Source organism: uncultured Chitinophaga sp. (genome assembly GCF_937898475.1).
GTDB lineage: Bacteria > Bacteroidota > Bacteroidia > Chitinophagales > Chitinophagaceae > Chitinophaga.
In genome coordinates, this window is the sequence record NZ_CALEJS010000039.1 from 1 (window position 1) to 24,898 (window position 24,898).

Genomic DNA, 24,898 nt, shown 5'->3' on the forward strand with positions numbered 1-24,898 from the left:
GCGTGGGGTTCCAAACATTGAAATAGAATTTGACACAGTTTATTTTACACTCCCAGGTTGCGGTACATCAGCATTTTTTTATCCCTTGTATTCATGTTTCCAGCGTTTGTGGCTCCATACCCAAACTTCCGGTTGTTCGCGTATATTCTTTTCCAGGTACTGCACAAAAGCTTCCGTGATCTTTCCTTCCGGCTCATTTACCGGTTCTTCGAACATCAGCTTCAGTTCGGCTTTATAGTAGCCACGTTTTTCTTTTCGTATATCCACAAAAACAACAGGTATATCATAGCGGCGGGCCGACATTTCGGGGCCTTTGTAGAAAGCGGTCATCCTGTTCAGGAAGGGGTACCAGTAGCAACGGCGCGCAATGCCGGGATTCTGGTCTGCCACCAGTGCAATCAGGTATTGTTTGTTAATCCAGGGCGCCATGCTGTTGGAGATATCGTTGGCAGGGAGCAGTACACTGCCCGCCTTTTCCCTGAAATGGCGGAAAAGCCTGTCAGCTGGTTTGCTGGTGATCGGCATGTACACTACCAGGAAGGGGTATTGTACGCCCTGCATACAGAAAAGGTTGGCCCATTCCCAGTTAAAGTTGTGGCCCAGGTGCAGCTGGCAGCTTTTACCCTGCGCGTATAGCTGATGCAATACCGTAAGGTCACAGGTAAAACGGCGACGCAGTTGTTTTGGGCTCATGGTAAGCAGCTTGATGGTCTCCACCATCATATCTGTCAGGTTGCGGTAGTACTTCCTGGCCAGCCGCTTTATTTCTGCAGGGGGCTTATCAGGAAAGGCCTGGCGGAGATTATCCATCACGACCCGTTTACGGTAGCCGGCCACATAGTATACCAGCAGATATAATAAATCGCTTATACGGTACAGCACCCATAATGGGAGCAGGGACACCGCATATGCAAATATGAGAAGAACATAATACATCAAAACACACACTTTGCAAGGCGCAAAGTTAAGGTTACAGGACTATATTCTGCACCAGTTCGCTCTTATAAGGATAATCTGTATTATAATGGAGGCCGCGGCTTTCCTTCCGGAAATCGGCTCCTTTCACGATCAGGTAGCCCACCGTGATCAGGTTACGCAGCTCGCAGAGCTGGGGCGACACTTCGGTGCGTTGGTAGAGGGCCTCCGTTTCTTCGTGCAGTATATCCAGCCGGCGCATGGCGCGTTGTAAACGTTCATTGGTGCGTACAATGCCCACGTAGTCGCTCATGATCTGTTTCAGTTCTTTGAGACTTTGGGTAATGAGGATCATTTCGCGCGGGGCGGTAGTGCCGGTAGTGTCCCAGTCAGGTACGTTATCCCTGAACGCGACGCTGTCTATTTTTTGTATTGCTTCCTGGTAGCAGCGATGCGCAAATACCATGGCTTCCAGCAGGGAGTTGGAGGCAAGGCGGTTGGCCCCATGCAAACCGGTGCTGGCGCATTCGCCGCATGCATACAGATTATTGATGGAGGTACGGCCCCATTCATTGGTTTTGATACCGCCACAGCTGTAGTGGGCAGAAGGCGCAATGGGGATCATATCCTTCTTGATATCGATCCCGATACTCTGGCATTTTTCGTATATGTTGGGGAAGTGGTGAATAAACTTTCCCGTATCCATGTGCCGGCAGTCCAGGTATACATATTCGGTACCGGTGATCTTCATTTCACTGTCTATGGCCCGGGCCACAATGTCGCGAGGTGCCAGCGAAAGGCGGGGATCATATTTATGCATAAATTCCTCGCCATGTATATTACGAAGGATACCGCCGTCGCCCCGTACCGCTTCCGTGATGAGGAAAGAGTTATTTACGCCAGGCTGGTACAACGCGGTAGGGTGGAACTGGATAAACTCCATATTCTCTATTCTGCCCTTTGCCCGGTATACCATGGCCACACCATCACCGGTAGCAATAGCGGGGTTGGTGGTACTGCGGTACACCTGTCCGTTACCGCCGCTGGCCAGGAGGGTAATACGGCTTAGGATCTTCTCAATTTTATTGGTCTGCAGGTTCAGCACATACACGCCGTAGCATTCAATATCCGGAGTGCTTTTGGTAACCAGGTAGCCCAGGTGGTGCTGGGTAATAAGGTCTACCACAAAGCAGTGGGTAACAAGTTCAATATTGTTTTTTTTATGGATGGCGGAAAGCAGCGCTCTTTCAATTTCCTTGCCTGTCACGTCCTTATGATGTATTACCCTGAATTCAGAGTGACCGCCTTCTCTTCCAAGCGAATATTCGCCATCGGGGTTCTTGTCAAAGTTGGCCCCCCACTCAATGATCTCGTTCACTCTTTCCGGGCCTTCCTTTACCACTATTTCTACAACACGCTGGTTACACAGACCATCTCCTGCTATGAGGGTGTCTTCTATATGTTTTTCGAAGCTGTCATTTTCCAGGTCATTCACTACGGCCACGCCACCCTGCGCATATTTGGTATTGGTCTCATCCTCCCGGGTTTTGGTAATGACCGTAATTTGTTTGTCAGGACAAGCTTCCGCAACTTTTAAGGCATAGGTAAGTCCTGCAATACCCGAACCGATCACTAAGAAATCTGTTTGCATAATCTAAACGACTAGAACCAAAGTTACACTTTAGGTGCGGGAAAGTAAATACCTGGTGCTGCCGTTTATTAAAGCCCATTGGGCAAGTCCGTATGTAAGCATAATACAGATGCCTGCTGCCGGGAAAGAATGGTAAAAACGCGCAACTGCTATCATCGCATCAGAGCAGATAAACAGTATTGCGCCGCCGATACAGTACCAGCCCATGGTCTGCTCCTTAAACCGGAAAGCATGCATGGCACATAGCAGGGTGAACGATATTGCAATGGCATAGATCGTAACGGGAACGGCGAGCTTTCTCAGGTGGGGAAACATAAAGAACAGGAAGGCCAGTACAAGCGCCTCTGTGAGAAAAATAAGCGGGTATTTGCACAACGGGAGAGGATAGTTGGTATACCGAACTTTCAGGAAGAAGCCGATGTAAGCCAGGTGGGCCAGCAGGAAGCTGCCAAGCCCTGGCAGAAAGTATTGGTCCCAAAGCAGGAGTATGTCTCCCAGCCAGGAAAAGAAAAGCGCCGTCAGCAACAGGTTACGGAATGCAGCCGGACGCAGGAGATGAATAGCTGCCAGCAAGCCAGCTCCTAACAGGGGCATTAAAAGCGGTTTGGTGATATACCGGAGCGTTTCCGCGTCTGCAGCTATGGCGATAAGGTCTGCCGGCAGTACAAGAAAATAGAGGATAGTCCAGGGTTGTTTTTGCATGTATAAATATAAGCATTATACCACTCCAAGTATTATATGGAAAGTGGTGCCTGTGCCACCTGAGTTGTTCACCCTTAACTGTCCGCCATGTGACTGTATGATCTGCTGTGACAGGCTGAGACCAATGCCGCTTCCTTTTTTCTTGGTAGTATAGAAGGGGATGAAGATCTTGTTCAATGCATCGGCGTCAATACCAGGCCCGTTATCAATGATGGCAATACAAACCTGCTGCGGTGTGTTCATAAAGACCTTTACGTTAATGAAAGGGCCGGCTGTATGTTCCAACGCATCCATGGCGTTTTTGATAAGATTGATCAGCACCATCTGCAGTTGGGCAATATCAGCATGGATGTCGATATTGTCCGTTTCCAGGCTGTATTGGTAGTGGATACCGGCCTGTTTCAGTTCAGGCATCAACAGGTTGCTTACGGAGGTGATCAGCGCTTTCAGGTTTACATTGGTAAATTGTGGCTTGGGCAGGGTGGTGTAGTCACGATAGGCATTCACAAAATTCATAATGCCTTTGCTGCGGCTTTCCACTGTTTGCAGCGCTTCCTGGAGGTCGCTGATGGCTTCAGTATGCTGGGTATGCGGCGCAATATCCAGCTCCACAATTTCCTGCATGGTACTGATGAGCGATACGATGGGAGTAACAGAGTTCATGATCTCGTGCCGCAGGATCTTGGTAAGGTTCTGCCAGGCTTCCAGTTCTTTTTCCTGCAGTTCCGTGTGGATGTTCTGGATGCTGATTAATTTCACCAGGCGCCCCTGAAGACGGATGGTGGCCGCATGGATAGAAAGCTGTTGCTCCTGCCGGGTGCGGTATAGTATCTTATGACCGGAGCGCAGTTGCAGCAGTAGTTCGGGCAGGTCGGGGTGGGTAGCTTTCAGCTCTGATATATTCCGCAGGCGGTAAATATTGAGCAGCCGGAATGCGGAGGGGTTGATCAGTTCTATCTTTCCTTCCGCGTCAAAAGAAAGCATACCGATGCTGATATGCTGTACAATGGTGTCTATGTATTTGAGATTCGCCTCCTTTTCTGCCCGCGTCTGGCGAAAGGCGTCCAGTACTTCATTGAATTGCTGGTTCAGGGCCCTGAAGCTTTTTCCCAGTTTATTGTCTGCATTGAAGCGGATAGAAAAATCCTCGTAACGGATGGATTCCAGAAAAAGGGTCAGTTTACGGTTTACGCGGTTCAGGTAATAGTAAATGCCATATACCTGCACAGCAATAAGGATGGCAACGATCATTCCCGGTATTATTCCGCCAATATACCACAGCCACACCCCTGCCGTGATGCTGGCTGTCAGCAGCAGAATCCGCAGAAAGATATTTACGCTGAAACGGTTCATAGATTATACTTCTCCAGCCTTCTGTACAGGGCGGCCCTGCTGAGTCCCAGTTCCCTGGCGGCTTCTGTGATGTTGCCATTGCATTTCTTCATGGCCTGGGTGATGATGTTACGTTCCATTTCCTCCAGGTTGTAGCCGGTATCCAGGTCTTGCTCCCGTGCGGGACTTTTTACGAATACATCTTTTGGCATCAGCACTTTACCCTGTGATAGTATCACGGCCCTTTCCATGGCATGCTGCAGTTCCCGAATGTTGCCCGGCCATTCGTATTGCTGCAGTTGTTGTACCAGCGACTCATGAAGGCTGCTCACCGGCCGTTTATATTTATCGCGATACAGTTGCAGGAAGTGATCCGCGAGCGGAATAATATCTTCAGACCGCTCACGCAGCGGGGGTAGATGTACCTCTATTGTATTGATACGGTATAGTAAGTCTTGCCGGAAGAGGTGCTGCGCTGCCATTTGCTGAATATTGCGGTTGGTGGCGCAGATCAGTCTCACATCCACCGGAACGGCCTTGTTGGAGCCTACCCGGGTAATAGAGCGGTTTTGCAGCACTGTCAGCAGCTTTGCCTGGAAGGGAAGAGAGATATTGCCGATCTCGTCCAGGAAAATAGTGCCGCCGCTGGCCTCTTCAAAACGGCCATGACGGTCTTCCCGTGCGTCTGTAAAGGCCCCTTTTACATGGCCGAATAGTTCACTTTCGAAAAGGGTTTCGCTGATAGCGCCCAGATCCACGCTCACCAGCGGCTGTTTGTTCCTTTGCGAAAGCTGGTGGATATGGCGGGCCAGCATATCCTTACCGGTGCCATTTTCGCCCAGAATCAGGATGTTGGCGTCTGTAGCTGCTACGCGGTTCACCGTATCCATTACCTGCAGCATGGCGGTGCTGTTGCCGGTGATCAACTGACCGTCAGCAGGGGCCGGCTTTTCCTTTTGCGTGAGCGCCTGCCGTTTGTTATAAGCGGCCTGCATGGTGGCCAGCAGCTTTTCATTTTCCCAGGGTTTGAGCACAAAATCAGTAGCACCGGCCTTGATGGCCCGTACGGCCATTTCCACATCACCATAGGCGGTAAACAGCACAACGGAAGATTCCGGCTTAATGTCAAGGATGCGGTCCAGCCATTCAAATCCTTCCTTACCGCTACTCAGATCGCGGGTGAAGTTCATGTCCAGCAATATGACGTCGTAGTCAAAATTGGATACCAGGTAAGGGATCTTCTGCGGGTTGCGTTCAAAATCCACCTGTTCAAAATGGCGTTTCAACAACAGGCGTGCAGCGCGTAACACGTCCATATCGTCATCTACTATCAGTATTTTTCCGGGTAAGGTAGTAATCATAATGGTTTATTTCAGCAAACAGTATTCCTGATATCCTTTTATTACATCGGGTAATGGCTATGGCAGCCACTGGCAATATTAAACAAAGATTTCCTTTTTAAGGCCCTGCCGGCAGCGGCTTTTAAAAGTGTCCGGAAATGGACGTCGCCTGTCCGGTACGGGACGTTTTAAAACGCTGTTTTTTTGTGAAGCCCTTACTGGTAAAGGTTTTATAGCTTTGGCATGTAGGTTGAACTTACAGGCCAGCCAAATATTATTGCATTTTTTATGGATAGAAAAATAGAAAAGAAATTCTGGTCCAGGAAACGCATCCTGATCATCAGCGGCGGTAGCCTGGTAGTGCTGTTGTTGTTATATAACCTCATATTTGCCGATCACCGTTCGAGGCTCAATGTGGAAAAAGACAAGATCACCGTCAGCACAGTTACCAAAGGAACCTTTGACCAATATATAGCAGTTACCGCTGTAGTACAACCTTTGAAAACGATCCGACTGGACGCTATCGAGGGTGGGTATGTAAGTCAGAAGTATCTTGAAGGTGGCAGCATGGTTAAACAGGGAGATTCTATTCTTCGCCTGGAGAACCAGCGCATGCAAATGGAGTTCATGAACCATGAAACTGAAATGTACCGCCTGATCAATGAACTGCAGAATACCCGCCTTAGCCTGAAACAGAACCGTTTTACCATGGAGAAAACGCTGGCAGACCTGAACTATAAGATAGAACAGGCAAAGGATCTGTACGACAGGAACAAACAACTGGTAGACGAAAAGATCGTTGCCCGCCAGGAGTTCAACAAGAACAAAATGGAATATGAGGGCCTGGTAAAACAACGGGAAATAGAGATTGAAAGCCAGCGTTACCAGGAAGAAAATGCCAGGTTACAGATACAGCAGCTGGAAGGCACCATAGCACGCACCCAGCGTAATCTGCAGATGATGAGGGAGAACCTCAATAACCTGATCGTGCGCGCTCCTATTTCCGGCCAGCTTTCCTCCGTAAATGTGGAAGTTGGCTCCAGCATCACTACCGGCCAGAACATCGGACAGATAGACGACCTGAACGGTTTCAAGATGCGCGCAGAAGTGGACGAACATTATATTTCAAGGGTTTTTTCAGGATTGAAAGCAACGTTTGAGTTCAACGGTAAAACGTATGAACTTACAGTGACCAAAGCTTTCCCTGAGGTGACCAATGGGCGCTTCAATGTAGATATGAACTTTACCAAGGAAACACCTGAAGGTATCCGTCGCGGGCAGTCTTCACCCATCCGCCTGGAGCTGGGAAAATCATCTGAGGCAGTGCTGCTGCCGGTTGGCGGCTTCTTCTCTGATACCGGCGGTAACTGGGTATATGTGCTGGATAAAGGCGGTAAGCGTGCAGTAAAACGTAACATCACCCTCGGCCAGAAGAATCCTGTTTTCTTTGAAGTACTGGAAGGTTTAAACCCTGGCGACCAGGTGATCACTTCTTCTTATGAGAACTTCGGGGATAAGGAAGTACTGGTATTCTAACCGGCCTTTCTATTCATTGTATTGTTATAACTTGATCAAATATTAAAACCACAGAAAAAATGATAAAGACGGTCAATCTTCAAAAGCTGTTTACAACGGAGGAAGTGGAAACTACCGCATTGAACGGTATTAACATTGAGATACAGGATGGAGAATTTGTAGCCATCATGGGACCTTCCGGTTGCGGCAAGTCTACCTTGCTGAATATACTGGGCCTGCTGGATAACCCCAGCGGCGGTGAATATTATTTCTGGGACAAAGAGGTGGCGGGAATGAGCGAACGCCAGCGGGCGCAATTGCGTAAAGGATCTATTGGTTTTGTATTCCAGAGCTTTAACCTGATTGATGAATTGACCGTATTCGAGAATGTAGAACTTCCCCTTTTATATCTCAAGGTACCCTCCAGCGAAAGAAAGCAGAAGGTAGAAGAAGTGCTGGAACGTATGAATATCATGCACCGTCGTAATCACTTTCCGCAACAACTGTCCGGCGGCCAGCAGCAAAGGGTAGCCATAGCGCGCGCCGTAGTGGCCAAGCCTAAAATGATACTGGCGGATGAGCCCACGGGTAACCTGGATAGTACCAATGGTGAAGAAGTGATGAAGTTATTACAGGAACTGAACGATGCTGGTACCACCATGGTGATGGTAACACACAGTCCCTATGATGCCGGTTTTGCCCACCGTATCATTAACCTGTTTGATGGTAAGGTAGTAACAGAAAACATAAAACAACAATTCCATGTATAACCCCTGAAACGTATTCGTGCTCCTTGCCGGTATGCTGGTACAGGAGAGATATGTTAGTACATGTTTACGAGTAGAATAACAAGTCAAATGAACGGGGGATGTGTTTACATGCCCCCACATTTTTTTAAAGATCTAAACGTCATGTAATATGCTATGGAATTACATAAAAATAGCCTGGCGCAACCTGGGAAGACGCAAGCTCTTTGCGGCTGTAAACATCCTGGGCCTTACGGTTGGTCTTACCTGTGTAGCATTTCTTTACCTGTGCGTGCAGCAGATGTTGTCGCGCGACAGGTTTCACAAGCATCTTTCCCGTTTATTCCTGGTGCAGACAGACGAGGCTCAGCAGAACGTATTTCCACTGCTGGATGTAATGCAGCAGGATTTTCCGCAGGTGCAGAACGGAACGCGGATATTAAACTGGGATGCTCCATGGATAGCATACAGGGACAAAGAGATCAGTGAAACAGTTAGCTACGTGGATACCGGCTTTTTCAATGTATTCACATTCCCGCTGAAATATGGAAGTGCAACCACTGCCTTAAAAGACAAATCGTCTATCGTGCTTTCTGCGGAAGTAGCAAATAAATTATTTGGTCATGACAATCCGCTCGGAAAGGAAGTATCATTTGCCGATAAACGCAGGTTTATAGTATCTGGTGTGATGAAGCCCATACCGCCTAATGCATCTATCCGGCCTGCTGTTTTGCTTTGGAACAAACATCTTACTGATAACCCTGAATTTGCTTCTATAGCAGACTGGTACAACACGTTCACCAACGTGTACGTGTTGCTGAGATCTGATAAGGATAAGCCAGCGGTAGAAACACAATTAAAGAAAGTAGTAGCTACCCGTTTTGCAGAGAGTGACAGGAACCGTGTGCTGAAGTTACTGCCATACGATCAGGTGGCAAAGGAATACGGCGGACTACACTTCGGTTTTTATGTATATGGGTTAGCTTGTATCGCAATACTGATCTTACTGCTGGTTACCATTAATCTGGTTAATCTCAATATCGCTGTGTCATTTACCCGGGTGCAGGAGGTAGGTGTACGCAAAGCAATGGGATCAGGGCGGAGGGCGATATTGTTCCAGTTCTTTACGGAAGTAGGCCTTTCTGTGGCCATATCGCTGATCCTCGCGTGGGGAGCCGCCTGTTTATTGCTGCCTGTAATGAATGAACAGGTGTACGGGCTGCAGCTGACTATTCCCATGCTTTTCAGCCTGCCCTTTATTACTATGTGGATAGTTGCAGGGATAACGCTTACCGTTATTGCCGGTGGTTACCCGGCCTGGTATATCAGTGCGCTCAAGCTGGTGAACACCATCCAGGGCAAGCTGAAGGGCAGCCCTCAAAAGACCTTTTCGCGTCAGGCGCTGATAGTGGCGCAATTTATTATAGCTGTATTGTTCATTACCGGTAGCCTGGTAATGCAACAACAGCTGCAGTATATGAAGCAGGGAGATGTAGGTTTTAATAAGGAGCAGGTGCTTACAGTTAACATGGACCTTGATTTCAAGGACACTGCGCAGGCAAGAAGCGGTATTAATCATCTTATACAACAGCTTCAGCAGCATACTGCGGTAAATAGTGTATCCACCTGTCAACGCGTGCCGGGCAAATTCTGGGAGAATTACAACACTTTCGTGTCTGACGGAGCTGAGAACAGATACGTTTCCATGCGTCAGACCTATGTAGATAATGGTTTTGTACCCACTTTTGGTATCAGACTGTTACAGGGAAGGAATTTTTCGGCAGACAAGGCTTCAGATGACAAAACAGTGCTGATCAACGAAACGGCGATGAAAGCGCTGGGCTGGACAGACATCAGCGGTAAATCGCTGCATCCTAAAGGAAGCAACAGTAACATTTATCATGTGATCGGCGTTACAGCCGATTATCATTACCGCTCACTGGAAGGCACTGTGCAGCCGCTGATACACTTTTACGGCGGCCCCTCAGCTTTAAAAGATGGCTTCAGTTATCTGAATGTTGCCGTTAAACCGCAGCAGGCTTCCGCAGTGATCGCCTTACTGAAAAATGCATTCGGAAACATACCTTCCCGCAGGGAATTCACCTATGCTTTTGCAGATGAAGTATTCAATGAACAGTATAAAAGGACAGAAGGCATATTTACTCTTGTGAGCATTTTTACCTTGGTGAGCATCCTCATTGCGTGTGGGGGCATATTTGCGTTGGTAGCCCTGGCAGCGCAGCAACGTACCAGGGAGATCGGCATCAGGAAAGTATTGGGCGCCAGTATTGGTAGTATTGTTACATTATTATCCAAAGACATTTTGAAGCTGGTAGGTATAGCCATATTGCTGGGAGGCCCCATTGCCTGGTGGGTGATGAACCGCTGGCTGCAGGATTTTGCTTATCGCATCAGTATTTCCTGGTGGCTGCTGGCTGGAGCGGGGGTGTCAGCTGTGCTCATTGCCCTGCTTACCGTTGGCGTGCAATCGGTAAAAGCAGCTTTAATGAACCCTACAAAAGCGTTACGAACAGAATAACAACAATTGATCTATGTTACGAAACTATATAAAAATAGCCTGGCGCAGCCTCTGGAAATCCAGAATGCTTACTGCTGTGAATATACTTGGCCTGTCGGTTGCTTTTTCGGTGAGTATACTGCTGGCGCTGACGGCTTTCCGGGAGCTTTCATACGATAAATTCCATCGTGGTAAAGGCTTAAAGCAATTATACATATCTGTACAGTATCCTGAGCGCCTTGAAGAGCGCTCCAATCTGCCAATGCCCTTAGCCCCGGCAATTAAACAGGAGTTTCCGGAAGTAAAGGCGGCTACCCGTTACATGGGTGCCAGCGGATCGGTGCGTTACCAGGACAAAACGTTTGGATCTGACGTGAGGGCGGTGGATCCCGATTTTTTTACAATCTTCTCCTTCCCCCTGGTAAAAGGCGAAACCAGGCAGCCCCTTAGTGCAATTAGCGATATAGTGATCACAGAAAAAATGGCCAGTGCCATATATGGCAAGGAGGAGCCGGTAGGAAAGCCATTGGAAATATACATGAATAACCGCTGGGAAACGTTTATTGTAAGTGCGGTTGCCAAAGATGTACCGGATAACTCCAGTATTGATTTTGATATATTATGCCGTTTTGAACATGCACCGGGTTACGAAAGCCAGAAGAACAGCTGGAACAGCAGTACGCATGAAGTATTTCTCCAGTTAAGCCCCAACGCTGCTGTTGCTGCGTTTGAACGCCGGACCAAAGCGTTCGTGAATAAATATTTTACAGAACAGCTTCGCGGCCTGGAGCGGGATGGCGCCAGGAGAGCAAATAATGAAGCTTTAATGTCCCTGCACCTGATGCCCCTGCAGGATATCCATTTTAACAGCATCAGCTCTTCCGGGGGGGAAATGAGCAGGGTGTTCCCTTACCTGTTGCTGCTGATAGCGGGCTTTATCCTGTTCATTGCGTGCGTTAACTTCATGAACCTTACCATCGCCAGCGCTTTTGGCCGTTCCAGGGAAATAGGTATGCGTAAGATACTGGGCGCGTTTCAGTCGCAGTTGGTAATTCAGCTCTGGGGCGAGGCCGTGCTGGCTTGCCTGCTGGCGCTTGCTTTCGGAATAGTGATCACGTTTTTTGCCCTGCCCGCGTACAATTCACTTTTTAATAATCACATCAGCTTTACCCTGCTGACAGCCCCCTGGCTGTTATTGGCTATGTTGTTGTCGTTCCTGGTGGTAACCCTCGCAGCAGGTGGTTACCCCGCCTGGATCATTGCCCGTCTGAACACATTAAAAGTATTAAAGGGAAGCCTGGAGGCGGGTAAGTCCAACAAGGTACGAAATACGTTGATGATCACTCAGTTTGTGATCTCTTCTTTGCTGATCTGCTGCACGCTTATTGCGTGGCAGCAGCTGGATTTCCTGCGACGCCAGCCCCTGGGTTATAACAAAGAAGAGGTGCTGAGCATACCGGTACCCGATAATGTAGATCCGGCAAAGGCGCTGACACATATGCGTAATATACTTTCCGGACGGGCCGGGATATTAAGCATAACGGGTACGGATATTAATATGGGCCGCGGGAGGGACGGCTCATCAGCCACCTCCCGGTTATCTTTTGATTATAAGGACCGCACGATATATAGCAACTGGTTGAGAATAGATTATGACTATATTAAAACCCTTGGATTACAACTGGTGGCCGGCAGGGATTTTTCGCGGGCTTATGGCACAGATTCCTCCGCATTGGTGATCAATGAAAAAATGGCCGCCCAGCTGGGCGGCAACGAGGCAGCCCTGGGAGCACGGTTGCCCGTGGGCGACAGCGCACATCCCTATACGGTGATAGGAATTGTGAAGGACTTTAACTTCAAATCACTGAAAGTGGAGATTGAGCCGCTGAGTATGAACATGGACCCCGCAGACGCTATCCGTTATATATTTGTCAGGGTATCCCCGTACAACCTCCCGGCTTCACTGGCTATGGTACAAAAACGTTGGGAAGAAGCCTATCCCGGACGCCGTACAGAGGCATCTTTCCTGGATGAAAATACAGACCGCCAGTATCGCAAAGAGCAGCAGTTTTCAAGTATATTTATGAGCGCCGCTGTACTGGCTATTATTATTTCCTGTATGGGGCTGTTTACGATTTCTGTACTGGTGATGACAAAACGCACCAGGGAGATCGGGGTGCGCAAGGTGCTTGGAGCCAGCGTTACCGGTATTGTGACCCTATTATCCAGGGATTTTATCAGGCTGGTATTGTTATCGGTGATCATCGCCAGTCCCATAGCCTGGTACCTTATGGAGAAATGGCTGCAGGATTATCCCTACCGTATCCATATTAATATAGGCGTATTCATTTTGGCTGGGGCTCTGGCGCTGCTGATCGCCATTATAACGGTGAGCGTGCAGGCAATCCGGGCGGCCTTAATGAACCCGGTAAAATCAATCAGAGTGGAATAAAAAAAACAGGTATGATACAATTAAAACATATTTCCAAGTATTATCCGGTAGGATTCGGTAAAAATGACGTACTTAACGATATAGACCTCACTATTCATGAGGGCGAGTTTGTGTCTATTATGGGCCCATCCGGCTCGGGTAAATCTACCCTGTTGCACATTCTCGGGCTGCTGGAAGAACCCTCCGGCGGTGAGTATCTTTTTGAGGGCGAGCCGGTACATAAAATGAGTGAAAAGAAACGTACACAGCTCCACAGGGGCAGTATAGGTTTCGTGTTCCAGGCTTACCACCTGATAGACGAACTTACGGTCTATGAAAATATAGAAACCCCGTTGTTATATAAGAACGTGCCATCCTCGGAACGTAAGAGCCGGGTGGCTGACGTATTGGACCGTTTTAATATAGTTGCCAAGAAAGATTTGTTCCCTAACCAGCTCTCTGGTGGGCAGCAGCAACTGGTAGGCATCGCCAGGGCGATAGTCGCAGAACCCAGGGTGATATTTGCAGACGAACCAACAGGCAACCTGCATTCAGACCAGGCCAGGGTAATTATGCAGTTATTTAAACACCTGAATGAAACTGATAAGATCACTATAGTGCAGGTTACACACTCCGAGCAAAATGCGGCTTTCGGCCATCGCGTAATTGAAATCAAAGACGGCAAAATCCGGTAGTAAGCCTTCGTAAACATGCATTTTACCGCGATTTAACAGACATTTCAAAAAAAACTATAAATAAAATGTTATGTTTTACATTAAATTAGTGTGGCCAACCGCCACGCCTGATAAAAATTTGCCTTTTATAGAGAAGTGGCGAAGGCTATCATCACAATTACTATATTTTTGTTACGCTATGAAGTTATACCAGTTTCCGGGAGCCATCCTGGGTATTTTTTTATTGTTTGGTAACGCTCACACTGTAGCTGCTCAGGATACCTGGAGTCTTAAACGTTGTGTTGATTATGCGATGGCAAATAATATATCTATCAAACAGCAGGATGTACAAAAGCGGCTGGCAGAGCTGCAGCTAAGACAAAGCCAGCTGTCACAGATCCCCAATCTGAGCGGCAATGTTGCCGGCAACATGAACTCCGGCCGTAGCGTAAACTTTACTACCTATACATACGAAACGCAGACGTTCTATTCAGCTAACGCCAGCTTATCTTCTAATGTTACGCTGTTCAACTGGTTCTCTAAACGCAATATCATCGCATCTGACGCATACCAGGCACAGAGCTACGGCTTTTTGCTGGAAAAGGCGAAGAATGATGTAGCTTTTAACGTAGCCTCCGCCTTTTTGCAGATATTACAGAATAATGAGCAGGTGCATGTAAATGAAACGCAACTGGCCCAGACCAAAGCGCAGCTGGCAAATACAGAGAAACTGGTAATAGCCGGTTCGGTGCCCGAAAGCAACCAGGCCGACCTGGAGGCCCAGTTGGCCCGTGATAGCGCCAACCTGATAACCGCGCAGAACAATGTAACATTGTCTATCCTGCAGATGAAAGCGTTGCTGAACCTGGGCTTTGATATACCTTTTCAGCCGGAGATACCCGCCAATATAGGAAGCATTCCACTGCCAAGCCTGAACGAGGTAGACCCGGAAATGGTTTACAGCGCTTCACTGGCTTCCAATCCACTCGTAAAGGCAGATTCACTCTCAATAAAATCGTACGAAAGATCAGTAGCAGCTGCAAAAGGGGCCATGTTGCCCACACTCTCCCTTTCCGCCGCCATTGGTACCAACTGGGCTAATAACGTAAACGAGACGGATATCACCACCGGAAGACTATTGGTAGATACCATTGGGCTGGTGAATGTAAGCGGAACCGACTATAAAGTGATACAGCCCCGGTTCGAGCCCGGCAGCAGGAAAACGCCTTTTGGTTCACAAATAAGTAATAACTTTCAGCAGCAGGTGGGCCTAACCCTCAGCATTCCGATCCTGAACGGCTGGCAGCTGCGCTCCAACTACAAAAGGGCAAAGCTAAACTTATATAACCAACAGCTTACCCGCGACCAGGATAATCAGAAGTTAAGACAGGACATATATACCGCACATGCCAACGCTGTTGCCGCAATACAGAAATACAACGCCGCCAGCAAAGGAGTGGACGCCTCTCAGAAAGCTTTTGATTTTGCTACCAAACGCTTTAACTTAGGATTAATGAACACGATCGATTATATTACGACACAAAATAATCTGTTCCAGGCTCAGATAAACAAAGTTTCAGCCCAATATGATTACATATTCAGAATGAAGCTGCTGGAGTTTTACCGGGACCAGAAAATAACCCTGTAAAATTTGTCCCTTTGTAATAAACCGCTCTATGAAGAAAAAGACACTTTTTTGGATAGTTGGTATTCTTGTAGCATTCATAATACTGTTGATGGTGCTGAAGGCATCCGGCGTTATCGGTAAGGATGAAGGCACCAAAGTAGCCGTTGATAAAGCAGCTCCGAAAGATATTATCGAAGTGGTAGCCGCCACCGGTAAGATCTACCCGGAGATAGAGGTAAAGGTGAGCTCTGACGTATCCGGCGAGATCGTGGACCTGCCCGTGCAGGAGGGTGATTCTGTAAAGAAAGGCCAGGTACTGGTACGCATCTATGCAGATATCTACGGCTCCCAGCGCGATAAGGCGATGGCCGCCCTCAGTCAGTCTCAGGCCCAGATGGCTAATACCGCCGCCTCCCTCCATGCTTTTAAAGCCAAGCTGGAGCAGGCCCAGGCTGCCTATGACCGCATCAAGGAATTGTTTGCCCAGAAAGTAGTATCCAGAAGTGAATTTGAGACAGCGGAGGCCACTTACCGGGCAGCCCGCGCAGACTATAACGCTGCTGTAGAGCAGGTGAACAGCTATAAATATGCCGTAGCCAGCGCACAGGCAGGACTTACGGAAGCCAATAAGAACCTGGGCCGTACCACCATTGTATCGCCTATGCACGGCATCGTATCCCTGCTGCCGGTAAAAAAGGGAGAACGCGTGGTAGGTACCCTGCAGATGACCGGTACGGAGATCATGCGTATTGCTGATCTGAACGTAATGGAAGTACAGGTGGATGTAGGAGAGAATGATATACCGCGGGTAAAATATGGAGACACCGCCATTATTGAAGTAGATGCCTATAGCAACCGTAAGTTCAAAGGTATTGTTACCCAGATTGCCAGCTCCAGTAAAGGTGCGGCCACGGCCGGAGCTACCGGCACCGCAGCCTCTTCTGCTGAGCAGGTGACCAGTTACATTGTACACATCCGTATTCTCAACGATAGTTATAAAGACCTGATCGATCCCAGCCGTCCCAAAAACTTCCCCTTCCGCCCCGGCATGAGCGCCAGCGTGGATATTCAGACCCGGCGCAAGAACAGTACCCTCTCCGTTCCGATCAATGCCGTAACTACCCGTGAAGTGGAAGTGGCAAAGGCAGCGGATAATGAGAAAAAAGCCGACAGCAGCGGTTCGAAGCCCGACAATGCATCCACTGAAAAACAGAAAGACACCAGGGAAGTGGTATTCGTGCTGCAAAAGGATAACACGGTAAAACAGGTGGAAGTAAAAACCGGCATACAGGACGATAATAATATTGAGATCGTTTCCGGCCTACAGTCAGGCGACCAGGTAGTTAGCGCCCCCTATGCCGCCGTTTCCCGCGAATTGAAAGATAAGAAGAAGGTCAAGGTGGTGCCCGCGGCACAGCTTTTTGAAGCTACGAAATAGTAATAAAAGTTTTAAGTCGTCAGTCGTTAGTGGTCAGGCGGATATTACCGCTCTTTGCTAATGGCTGGCGACTTATCATTTATATTTTATTTACTTTGCGAAAAATTCGACCGTGAGCAAGGCAAACAAAGTAGGTATTATAGGCAGCGGCAGCTGGGCAACGGCGCTCGCGAAGATCCTAACGGATAATGGCCGCCAGGTGAACTGGTGGATCAGGAATGAAGATACCATTCGCCACATGCAGCAGCGCCACCATAATAAACACTACCTTACCTCTGTATATTTTGATACCCACCTGCTTCAACTGAGCAGCAATATTAAACAGGTTGTAGCAGACAGTGACATATTGATACTGGCGGTGCCTTCTGCCTTCCTGGAAGATGTATTGCTGGTTTTGCCTGAAAACGCCCTGCAACAGAAAAGTGTAATCTCTGCCATCAAAGGCCTGGTGCCTAACAGCAATATGCTGATCAATGAATATCTTAACGACGGCTTTGCCCTACCCCTGGAGCAATACTTTACCATTACAGGGCCTTGCCATGCAGAGGAAGTGGCCAACGAGAAATTGTCTTACCTCACCTTTTCGGGGCTGGAGCTGGATACAACACAGGCCATGGCCGATCTGTTCACCAACAGCTACCTGCAAACCATTGTCAACAATGATGTGATAGGCGTGCAGCTGGCGGCAGTGCTGAAAAATATCTATGCTATGGGCGCCGGTATAGCCCATGGACTTGAATACGGGGATAATTTCCTGAGCGTATTGATTACTAACTGTTTCAGGGAAATGCAGCATTTCCTTGAAAAATATACGGTATGGGCGGGCCCCGTTCATATGCCGGTTACGCAGCATAATTATAATGCCAGCGCCTACCTGGGTGATCTGCTGGTAACCTGTTATTCCCTGCACAGCCGTAACCGCACCTTTGGCAACATGATCGGTAAGGGGTACAGTGTAAAGGCGGCTCAACTGGAGCTGAACATGATAGCTGAAGGTTACTACGCCAGTAAGTGCATTTATGAAATTAATGATGAAATCGGCGCTTATATGCCGGTTGCCCAGGCGGTATATGCAGTGTTATGGGAGCATCTGAATGCGCCGGAAGCATTCCTGGCCCTCGAGAAAGGCTTTGTATAAGTAAGGCCGGGCCGCAAGTCATTTTAATGGTTGGTTCAATGACAAATGCATCAAGGCCCGGCCGTCTGATAATTGTTTCAGATGAAGTTGATCAAGCCTGCTGATCAGGATCCTCAGGCTAAATTATATAAGCTGTTTGGTGTTGTTAAAGTAATGCCGGATCATCCATTCAATATGAGGTAATAAGGCATTGTCCGGTAAACGTCCCTCATTAACAGGTTGAATAGTATCCTCTTCCGTGAGGGAATATTCCATTTGTACGCCCTCAACTGTTACCCGGAATTTCCTCTCCTTTGCAATTTTTTTCAAAAAGACCCTCCTCGGAATTCCGTTTACATTAAATGTACAAGCGAGGTTTCTCATTACGTAGATTTTTAATGTCCCAATAAATGAATTATAGCGTTGTCAAGGATAGATATGGCTGAAAACACGGCTGTGCCGATTGTACAAATCTAATAGGTGCTATGCACTTAAATGTGAATTTTATGTTAATGGAAAAAGAAAGTGCGGTAAGCCTTTTAAAAGGCATGCCAGGTTTTTTATGTGGATGAGTGGAGAAAGCTGTGGAAATATTTCCACAGAATTTGAGCAGTAAATTACATCAGGCCAGCAGTACCATTATGCGGCCGGGGTTGGATTGATATTTGAAAAGGTTAACTACTAAAATCAGGAATTGTCAACGGAGTAAAAATTAATAATACATGAATAAGGCCTTGCTTTTTGTTACATCTTTTCCGCCTCGTGAATGCGGTATTGCAACATTTGCGCAGGATCTGGTGAACGCCCTGCACAAGTCATTTTCAGGAAAGCTGAACATAAGTGTGTGCGCATTAACAGAAGCCGGCAAACCGCCGGCAGCGCTTGAGCCGCCGGTGAAGTATACCGTAAATCCGTTTGATATAGACAGCTGTATTACGTTTGCTCACCAGGTGAATGCTGATCCGGAGATAGACATGGTTTGCTTTGAACATGAGTTCGGACTATACGGTGGAGAATATGGACATAATATGCTGGCAATGATCTCTCTGCTCGACAAACCCTTTATAGTACGTTTCCATACCGTATTGCCATATCCTGATGCCAAATGCCTGAAAGTGATCAGTATTATCGGGTCCCTGGCGTCAAAGATCATCGTGATGACCCAGACTTCAGCGGAGATATTAATGTCTGTGTACCATTTACCTTCCCATAAGATTGTACATATACCACATGGTGTCCATGCGCGGATCACGGAAGATACGGAGTCGCTCAAGGTACAGTATGGCCTGCAGAACAAGCTGGTGCTTACCACTTTTGGCCTTCTCAGTGAAAATAAAGGACTGGAAACAGCAATCAGGGCTATGAAGCCGATTGCACAACAGTTTCCGGATGCGGTATACCTGATATTGGGAAAAACCCACCCGGTGGTGCTGGCCCGGGAAGGAGAGCAGTACCGCCAGCGGCTGGAACAACTGATTGAAGAATTAGGCCTGCAGCGCCATGTGAAATTTGTTAACAGTTACCTTAGTCTGGACGCCTTGCTGGATTATCTTGCCCTGACAGATATTTACCTGTTCACTTCTAAAGACCCCCACCAGGCGGTGAGCGGTACCTTTTTGTATGCCATGAGTGCCGGCTGTCCCGTTGTGAGCACTGCTTTTGCACAGGCAAAGGAAATGCTGGACGAGTGTTGCGGTTACCTGATTGAAATGGGTGATCATGAACAGCTGGCCAGATATGCTATCCACCTGCTCGGAAATCCGGACCTGAGGAAAGAGATGAGCAATAATGGTATTGAAAGAACGCGCAGCGCAATCTGGGATAATGTGGCCATTGCCCATATGTCTTTGTTCCGGGATATACTGGCAGAGAAGAAGATGCTCATGCCGAGCTTACCGCCGGCGTACCTGGACCATATAGACCGCATGACCGATGAATTTGGCATGATCCAGTTTTCGCGTCACGACCAGCCAGACCCCGCATCCGGTTATACGCTGGATGATAATGCCAGGGCGCTTATTGCCTTGTGTATGTATGCCACTACTGTGAAAGAAAGCAGCTTTGTATACTCCCTTTGTCATAAATACCTGGATTTCATTGAATATTGTCAGCAGCCCTCCGGCAGTTTTCTGAACTACGTAAATGTGGGGGGCTACTTTGACCCCATGAACTATGAAGTAGACCTGGAAGATGCCAATGGCCGTGCTGTGTGGGCATTGGGATATTTATTACACCTGCACCGGGAATTGCCGCCAATGCTGGTACAGCAGGCGCATCGGGTATTACAGCCATGTTTTAACTGGCTGGAGAACCTGAGAGCTCCCAGGGCAATTGCCTTTGCCATAAAAGGCATGTACTATTACCAGCAATACAGGCCGGGAGGTATATCAGAGGATATACTGAACACGCTGGCATCCCGTTTACACAAGGCTTACCAACAGGAGGCTGATGCACAGTGGAAGTGGTTTGAGCCATCACTCACCTATGGTAATGCCGTATTGCCCGAAGCCATGATGATGTCCTGGCAGATATCCGGTAACCCTGCATGGCTGCAGACTGCAAAGGAAAGCCTGCACTTCCTTTGTGCCAGAACCTTTACGGATAATTATATGAAGGTGATTAATAATAAAACCTGGTACCACAAGCATGATGATTACGACAATACCAGCTGTGAAGGTGGTGAACAGTCTATTGAGGTTGCCTATACCATGCTGGCCCTGCATACTTTCTACCTCGCAACAGGAAATGTTGCCTACCTGGAAAAGATGCGGCTGGCTTTTAGCTGGTACCTGGGCAATAACCATTTGAAACAGTTGATATATAATCCGCTTACCTACGGTTGTTACGATGGACTTGAAAAGAACAACGTTAACCAGAATCAGGGGGCAGAATCAAGTGTTTGTTACCTGATCGCCAGGTTATTAATGGAACAATGGAATAAACTCAAGTATGTTACAACACAGAAAACAGGGATGGAGTCCGTTGTCAGACTTAGTCTCAATTAAGCAGATGAAAGATTCGTTTATCCTTATAATTGACGATGAACCGGATATATGCAGATTACTGCAAATGAGTTTAGTAAGGCATGGTTTTAACGTAAAATACGTGCATAACCTGCACGCTGGCCTGCAATATATTCAGCACCAACAGCCTGACATACTGTTCCTGGATATTAACCTGCCGGATGGATCAGGATTGGAAGCTTTGCCTGTCATCAAAAGAAATTGTCCGGCGTTGATGATCATCACCATCAGTGCATACGACAACGGCCTTGAGAAGCAAAAAGCACTTAGTTCAGGAGCCAGTTATTTTCTTGCTAAACCATTCAGTGTAAAGAACTTGGACGAACTGATACAAGATGTTAAAAGTTAGTTCTCCTATAAATTAATTCGTAACTTTAAAGGCTTTATTGCCAACATCACACATTACCATTATGAGAAATATAATGATCATAGATGACGAGATCAATATCTGTACGTTGTTGAGCAAATTCCTCGGCAAGCATGGATTTAAGGTGGATACTACTATGTCTGGTGCGTCTGCATTAAAAATGATGAAGGAAAAACCTTACGATCTGGTATTATGTGATTACCGTCTGAAAGATACAGACGGTGCGCAGTTACTGCAAGACATCCGCCAGCTTAACCCCCGGACCATCGTCATTATCATAACAGGGTATACCGATGTGAGAGTGGCTGTAGAAATGGTGAAGAACGGCGCTTACGATTATCTTTCCAAACCATTATATCCCGATGAGATATTAAACCTGGTGCACAAGGCATTTGCCCACTTAGATGCCGAGAGTGAGCGTGATAATGTACCGGCTATTCCCGAACAGCGGACAGCAGCAGACACCAGCAACGGCCAGGCGCCTGTAGCAGAAATGCTGGACAAAACCCACAAGTATGTTTATGGAGAGAGCAGTGGCGCACAGGAGCTGTTCAGGCAGATAAAGCTGGTAGCCCCCACGGATTACAGTGTAATCATTTTTGGAGAAACAGGTACCGGTAAAGAGTCTGTTGCTCATCTCATCCATCATCATAGTAAACGCAGTTCCCAACCCTTTGTGGCACTGGATTGTGGCAGCCTGTCCAAAGAGCTGGCTGCAAGTGAATTATTCGGTCATGAAAAGGGATCTTTTACAGGGGCCATCAATACTAAAATAGGCGCCTTTGAACAGGCGCATGGCGGTACCTTGTTCCTGGATGAGGTGTCAAACCTTTCATATGATATCCAGGTGGCGCTTTTAAGGGTAATCCAGGAGAAAGTGATCCGCCGGGTAGGCAGTCTCAAAGAGATACCGGTTGATGTACGCATTATTGTAGCTTCCAACGAAAAGCTGTCAGAATCTGTGCAACGCGGCAAATTCAGGGAAGACCTTTTCCACCGTTTCAACGAATTTACCATCTACATACCGCCATTGCGCGAGCGGCAGGAAGATCTTCCGCTGTTTGTTAACGCATTTATATCGCAGGTAGAGAAAGAACTGCAGAAGAATTGCGGCAAGATCACATCTGAAGTATGGGCGTGTTTCCAGAAATATTCCTGGCCAGGCAATATACGTGAACTGAAGAATGTGATACGGCGCGCCTGCCTGCTTACACCCGAACACCAGGATATTACCATGTCTACCCTTCCGCTGGAGATGAAAGAAGCTTTCTCCCAGAGCTATGAGGAAGACCATGTGGGTGAACTTGCAGCCATTGCCAATGAAAATGATCTTAAAACGGTGGCTTTACAGGCAGAGTACAACAAGATCATTAATGTGTTGAAAGAAGTAAAGTATAACAAAACCAAAGCAGCCCAATTACTTAATATAGACCGTAAAACTCTCTACAATAAGCTACGCCTGCTTAATATAAATTATTAATTGGCGAATTTATGAACAACCACACCAAACAGGAGCAGCCCCCGAAGAACGGGAGCGGGAATGCTAATGAAAACAATGGAAAGGTGTCCGGTTTTTTTGAACGCTTTGCCAGCCAGGTAGTATATGTTACAGGCTCTGTATGGGCCTTCATTATTGCGGTGGCAGTGGTCATTGTATGGGCCGTTACCGGTCCTGTTTTCGGCTTTTCAGACACCTGGCAGCTGGTTATCAATACGGGCACCACTATCGTTACTTTCCTGATGGTGTTCGTGATCCAGAAATCGCAGAATAAGGACTCCAAATCTGTGCAGTTGAAGTTAAATGAGCTTATTGCCGCCAATAAGGCGGCCAGTAACCGTTTGATCGTAGCAGAAGATCTTACTGAGGAGGAGCTGGATGTGCTGCACAAATACTACTGTAAGCTGGCAGAAGAGACCAGGAAACGGATAGATACGAAGGAATCCCATTCAGTGGAGGATGCCATTGAGAAAACAGAGGAAAAGCTCGGCGGGAAGAAGTAGTAGTTATCAGTTTACGGGTAGCGTAATGCTGAATGTAGTGCCTTTTCCCGGCTCGCTGTCTACATGGATGTTCCCTTTATGGTTGATGATGATGTTCTGGGTACTGGTAAGACCCAGCCCGCTTCCTTTAGGTTTATTGGTAAAGAAAGGATCAAATAGCTTGGTCCTCATTTCTTCAGGTATGCCCACGCCATTATCGCTGATCTGGATAATGGCTTTATCATTGTGCCTGGATGTGATGATGCCCAGCTCCCCTTTTCCCGGCGCCATTGCCTCAATGGCGTTGATGATGATGTTGAGCAGCGCTATTTCTATTTTCTCCGCATCAGCTGGTATCATTATGTCGGGATCTGTCAGCCGTTTCTGCACTTTTATCTCATTTAACTGCAAACGGTCTTTTGCCAGTTCGAGCGCTTTTTCGGTGAGCTCGTTAACGCCATGCAGCTGAATATGGAGGTCTATCATCCTCGTGCTGTGCAGCAGTTCAGTGATCAACTGGTTAATACGGATGCAGTTCCGTTCAATAATGTCAGTATAAAGCTGGCTGTCTTCCGTGTCTGCCGGTTCCTGCTTGAACTGGCTTACTGCCAGCAGTATATTGGTTAGCGGGTTTCGTACCTCGTGGGCAATAACTCGGGCAATGCGGCCTGTGATCACGAATTTCTGCTGCTGCTGCTTCTCCTGCTCTTCCTTTTTCTTCTCGGTGATATCCTGTACCACACAAAGAAAGATCTGGGCGGCTTCGTCCAGCATAACGGCATTCACCAGCACATCCAGTTTTTTCTGATGCTTGTTCACGAAATTGTATTCGCTCTGCACAGTGCCGTTATCACCGCATATCTGTTCAAAAAAATGCCGGTATTGTTCCTCAAAAAGAAAGAGATCTTTGAGATTCATCCCGATCATTTCTTCCTTGGCATATTGCAGGGTTCTCAGCGCTGCCGGGTTGGCGTCAATGACGTTCTTGTCGCAATCTGCCAGTATGATAAGATCATGAGCCTTTTCAAAGATGCCGTAGTATTTTTTCTCGCTTTCCGCCAGTGTACGCAGGTGATTCATTTCATCCAGCGCATAACGGATAGATCGTTCCAGCAGGTCTGCACTGATCTCGCCTTTTACAAGGTAATCTGATGCACCCGCCATCATGGCTTCCTTATCAATATTATAATCCCCCTTGCCGGTCAGCATAATAACAGGGGCCTTATAGGCCAGCCGCTGGAAATGATGAAGGATGTCAATCCCGGTATACTGGCCCAGGCGATAATCCACCAGGTAAATATCATGTTTCCGCCGTTCTATTTCCTGCAGTGCGAGCGGGTAGGTAGAGGCCCATTCCAGCTGATACTGCCCGGGAGAAATATCCTGCAGCAGTTCATTTACCAGGAAGAAATCATCTTCATCATCGTCTATCATCAAAATATGTATGGGCTGTTCTGTCATGATACGCTTCGTGTATTTGGCGATTCTACAATTTCAGTAATTAAAAACAGTGGCCTCATCA

Annotated in this window: 19 protein-coding genes; 12 read left to right on the forward strand and 7 right to left on the reverse strand. The window is 47.5% G+C overall.

The genetic code is table 11. The annotated features are described in order from the left end of the window. Window positions 1-78 precede the first annotated feature (78 nt). Genes Q0577_RS21950 through Q0577_RS21970 form a run of 5 tightly spaced genes read right to left on the reverse strand, consistent with a single transcriptional unit; the run spans window position 79 to window position 5,961 of the window. Complete coding sequence (locus Q0577_RS21950) at window positions 79-936, reverse strand: lysophospholipid acyltransferase family protein (RefSeq protein ID WP_298740173.1); 858 nt, start codon at window positions 934-936, stop codon at window positions 79-81. A 34-nt stretch (window positions 937-970) separates the two neighbouring features. Then, entirely contained in the window at window positions 971-2,566 is a 1,596-nt protein-coding gene (nadB, locus tag Q0577_RS21955) for an L-aspartate oxidase (protein WP_298740174.1), read from the reverse strand. Window positions 2,567-2,596: 30 nt separating this feature from the next. After that, complete coding sequence (locus Q0577_RS21960) at window positions 2,597-3,268, reverse strand: lysoplasmalogenase (protein ID WP_298740175.1); 672 nt, start codon at window positions 3,266-3,268, stop codon at window positions 2,597-2,599. A gap of 15 nt (window positions 3,269-3,283) precedes the next feature. Then, on the reverse strand, window positions 3,284-4,621 hold the full coding sequence (locus Q0577_RS21965; RefSeq protein ID WP_298740177.1) for an ATP-binding protein: 1,338 nt from the start codon (window positions 4,619-4,621) through the stop codon (window positions 3,284-3,286). Next, window positions 4,618-5,961, reverse strand: a complete 1,344-nt coding sequence (locus Q0577_RS21970) for a sigma-54 dependent transcriptional regulator (protein WP_298740178.1) — start codon at window positions 5,959-5,961, stop codon at window positions 4,618-4,620. The genes Q0577_RS21965 and Q0577_RS21970 overlap by 4 nt, the downstream gene beginning before the upstream one ends. Window positions 5,962-6,228: 267 nt before the next feature. Between Q0577_RS21970 and Q0577_RS21975 the strand changes: the two genes are divergently transcribed. The 8 genes from Q0577_RS21975 (at window position 6,229) to Q0577_RS22010 (ending at window position 18,027) form a co-directional block, all read left to right on the forward strand. Next, complete coding sequence (locus tag Q0577_RS21975; RefSeq protein ID WP_298740179.1) at window positions 6,229-7,476, forward strand: efflux RND transporter periplasmic adaptor subunit; 1,248 nt, start codon at window positions 6,229-6,231, stop codon at window positions 7,474-7,476. 59 nt (window positions 7,477-7,535) lie between these two features. Then, window positions 7,536-8,225: an ABC transporter ATP-binding protein gene (locus Q0577_RS21980; RefSeq protein WP_298740180.1), complete on the forward strand. Its 690-nt coding sequence runs from the start codon at window positions 7,536-7,538 to the stop codon at window positions 8,223-8,225. A gap of 148 nt (window positions 8,226-8,373) precedes the next feature. After that, window positions 8,374-10,740 (forward strand): ABC transporter permease, encoded by a 2,367-nt coding sequence (locus tag Q0577_RS21985; RefSeq protein WP_298740181.1) that lies wholly within the window; start codon window positions 8,374-8,376, stop codon window positions 10,738-10,740. 13 nt (window positions 10,741-10,753) lie between these two features. Next, a complete protein-coding gene (locus Q0577_RS21990; protein ID WP_298740182.1) occupies window positions 10,754-13,171 on the forward strand; it encodes an ABC transporter permease in 2,418 nt (805 codons plus the stop codon). A gap of 11 nt (window positions 13,172-13,182) precedes the next feature. Then, window positions 13,183-13,845 carry an ABC transporter ATP-binding protein gene (locus Q0577_RS21995; protein ID WP_298740184.1) on the forward strand — a complete coding sequence of 221 codons (663 nt, stop codon included), beginning with the start codon at window positions 13,183-13,185 and terminating at the stop codon, window positions 13,843-13,845. A 178-nt stretch (window positions 13,846-14,023) separates the two neighbouring features. Beyond that, a complete protein-coding gene (locus Q0577_RS22000) occupies window positions 14,024-15,472 on the forward strand; it encodes a TolC family protein (protein WP_298740185.1) in 1,449 nt (482 codons plus the stop codon). A gap of 28 nt (window positions 15,473-15,500) precedes the next feature. Then, a complete protein-coding gene (locus Q0577_RS22005; protein WP_298740186.1) occupies window positions 15,501-16,889 on the forward strand; it encodes an efflux RND transporter periplasmic adaptor subunit in 1,389 nt (462 codons plus the stop codon). 112 nt (window positions 16,890-17,001) lie between these two features. Further along, a complete protein-coding gene (locus Q0577_RS22010; protein ID WP_298740187.1) occupies window positions 17,002-18,027 on the forward strand; it encodes an NAD(P)H-dependent glycerol-3-phosphate dehydrogenase in 1,026 nt (341 codons plus the stop codon). A gap of 123 nt (window positions 18,028-18,150) precedes the next feature. Here the strand turns inward: Q0577_RS22010 and Q0577_RS22015 are convergent, their stop codons facing one another. Further along, window positions 18,151-18,282, reverse strand: coding sequence for a hypothetical protein (locus tag Q0577_RS22015; RefSeq protein WP_298740189.1), 132 nt, complete (start codon window positions 18,280-18,282; stop codon window positions 18,151-18,153). Between the two features lie 446 nt (window positions 18,283-18,728). Between Q0577_RS22015 and Q0577_RS22020 the strand changes: the two genes are divergently transcribed. The 4 genes from Q0577_RS22020 to Q0577_RS22035 all read left to right on the forward strand — a co-directional run bounded on the left by Q0577_RS22020 (window position 18,729) and on the right by Q0577_RS22035 (window position 23,397). Further along, a complete protein-coding gene (locus Q0577_RS22020; protein WP_298740190.1) occupies window positions 18,729-21,011 on the forward strand; it encodes a glycosyltransferase in 2,283 nt (760 codons plus the stop codon). A 4-nt stretch (window positions 21,012-21,015) separates the two neighbouring features. Beyond that, complete coding sequence (locus Q0577_RS22025) at window positions 21,016-21,378, forward strand: response regulator (RefSeq protein WP_298740191.1); 363 nt, start codon at window positions 21,016-21,018, stop codon at window positions 21,376-21,378. 61 nt (window positions 21,379-21,439) lie between these two features. Beyond that, window positions 21,440-22,876, forward strand: a complete 1,437-nt coding sequence (locus Q0577_RS22030; protein ID WP_298740192.1) for a sigma-54 dependent transcriptional regulator — start codon at window positions 21,440-21,442, stop codon at window positions 22,874-22,876. Between the two features lie 11 nt (window positions 22,877-22,887). Next, window positions 22,888-23,397 (forward strand): low affinity iron permease family protein, encoded by a 510-nt coding sequence (locus Q0577_RS22035; protein WP_298740193.1) that lies wholly within the window; start codon window positions 22,888-22,890, stop codon window positions 23,395-23,397. Between the two features lie 6 nt (window positions 23,398-23,403). Here the strand turns inward: Q0577_RS22035 and Q0577_RS22040 are convergent, their stop codons facing one another. Next, the gene (locus Q0577_RS22040) at window positions 23,404-24,837 is read right to left on the reverse strand and encodes a hybrid sensor histidine kinase/response regulator (protein ID WP_298740194.1); all 1,434 of its coding nucleotides are present in this window, start codon (window positions 24,835-24,837) and stop codon (window positions 23,404-23,406) included. Window positions 24,838-24,898: the final 61 nt, after the last annotated feature.

Bases quoted from the DNA above. Each gene is read 5' to 3' on its own strand.
- Q0577_RS22000 (WP_298740185.1), top strand. From the start codon at position 14,024: ATGAAGTTATACCAGTTTCCGGGAGCCATCCTGGGTATTTTTTTATTG.
- Q0577_RS21985 (WP_298740181.1), top strand. From the start codon at position 8,374: ATGCTATGGAATTACATAAAAATAGCCTGGCGCAACCTGGGAAGACGC.
- Q0577_RS21980 (WP_298740180.1), top strand. From the start codon at position 7,536: ATGATAAAGACGGTCAATCTTCAAAAGCTGTTTACAACGGAGGAAGTG.
- nadB (WP_298740174.1), bottom strand. From the start codon at position 2,566: ATGCAAACAGATTTCTTAGTGATCGGTTCGGGTATTGCAGGACTTACC.
- Q0577_RS22020 (WP_298740190.1), top strand. From the start codon at position 18,729: ATGAATAAGGCCTTGCTTTTTGTTACATCTTTTCCGCCTCGTGAATGC.
- Q0577_RS21975 (WP_298740179.1), top strand. From the start codon at position 6,229: ATGGATAGAAAAATAGAAAAGAAATTCTGGTCCAGGAAACGCATCCTG.
- Q0577_RS22015 (WP_298740189.1), bottom strand. From the start codon at position 18,282: ATGGAATATTCCCTCACGGAAGAGGATACTATTCAACCTGTTAATGAG.
- Q0577_RS22005 (WP_298740186.1), top strand. From the start codon at position 15,501: ATGAAGAAAAAGACACTTTTTTGGATAGTTGGTATTCTTGTAGCATTC.
- Q0577_RS22025 (WP_298740191.1), top strand. From the start codon at position 21,016: ATGAAAGATTCGTTTATCCTTATAATTGACGATGAACCGGATATATGC.
- Q0577_RS22035 (WP_298740193.1), top strand. From the start codon at position 22,888: ATGAACAACCACACCAAACAGGAGCAGCCCCCGAAGAACGGGAGCGGG.
- Q0577_RS22030 (WP_298740192.1), top strand. From the start codon at position 21,440: ATGAGAAATATAATGATCATAGATGACGAGATCAATATCTGTACGTTG.
- Q0577_RS21960 (WP_298740175.1), bottom strand. From the start codon at position 3,268: ATGCAAAAACAACCCTGGACTATCCTCTATTTTCTTGTACTGCCGGCA.
- Q0577_RS21990 (WP_298740182.1), top strand. From the start codon at position 10,754: ATGTTACGAAACTATATAAAAATAGCCTGGCGCAGCCTCTGGAAATCC.
- Q0577_RS21995 (WP_298740184.1), top strand. From the start codon at position 13,183: ATGATACAATTAAAACATATTTCCAAGTATTATCCGGTAGGATTCGGT.
- Q0577_RS21970 (WP_298740178.1), bottom strand. From the start codon at position 5,961: ATGATTACTACCTTACCCGGAAAAATACTGATAGTAGATGACGATATG.
- Q0577_RS21965 (WP_298740177.1), bottom strand. From the start codon at position 4,621: ATGAACCGTTTCAGCGTAAATATCTTTCTGCGGATTCTGCTGCTGACA.
- Q0577_RS22040 (WP_298740194.1), bottom strand. From the start codon at position 24,837: ATGACAGAACAGCCCATACATATTTTGATGATAGACGATGATGAAGAT.
- Q0577_RS21950 (WP_298740173.1), bottom strand. From the start codon at position 936: ATGTATTATGTTCTTCTCATATTTGCATATGCGGTGTCCCTGCTCCCA.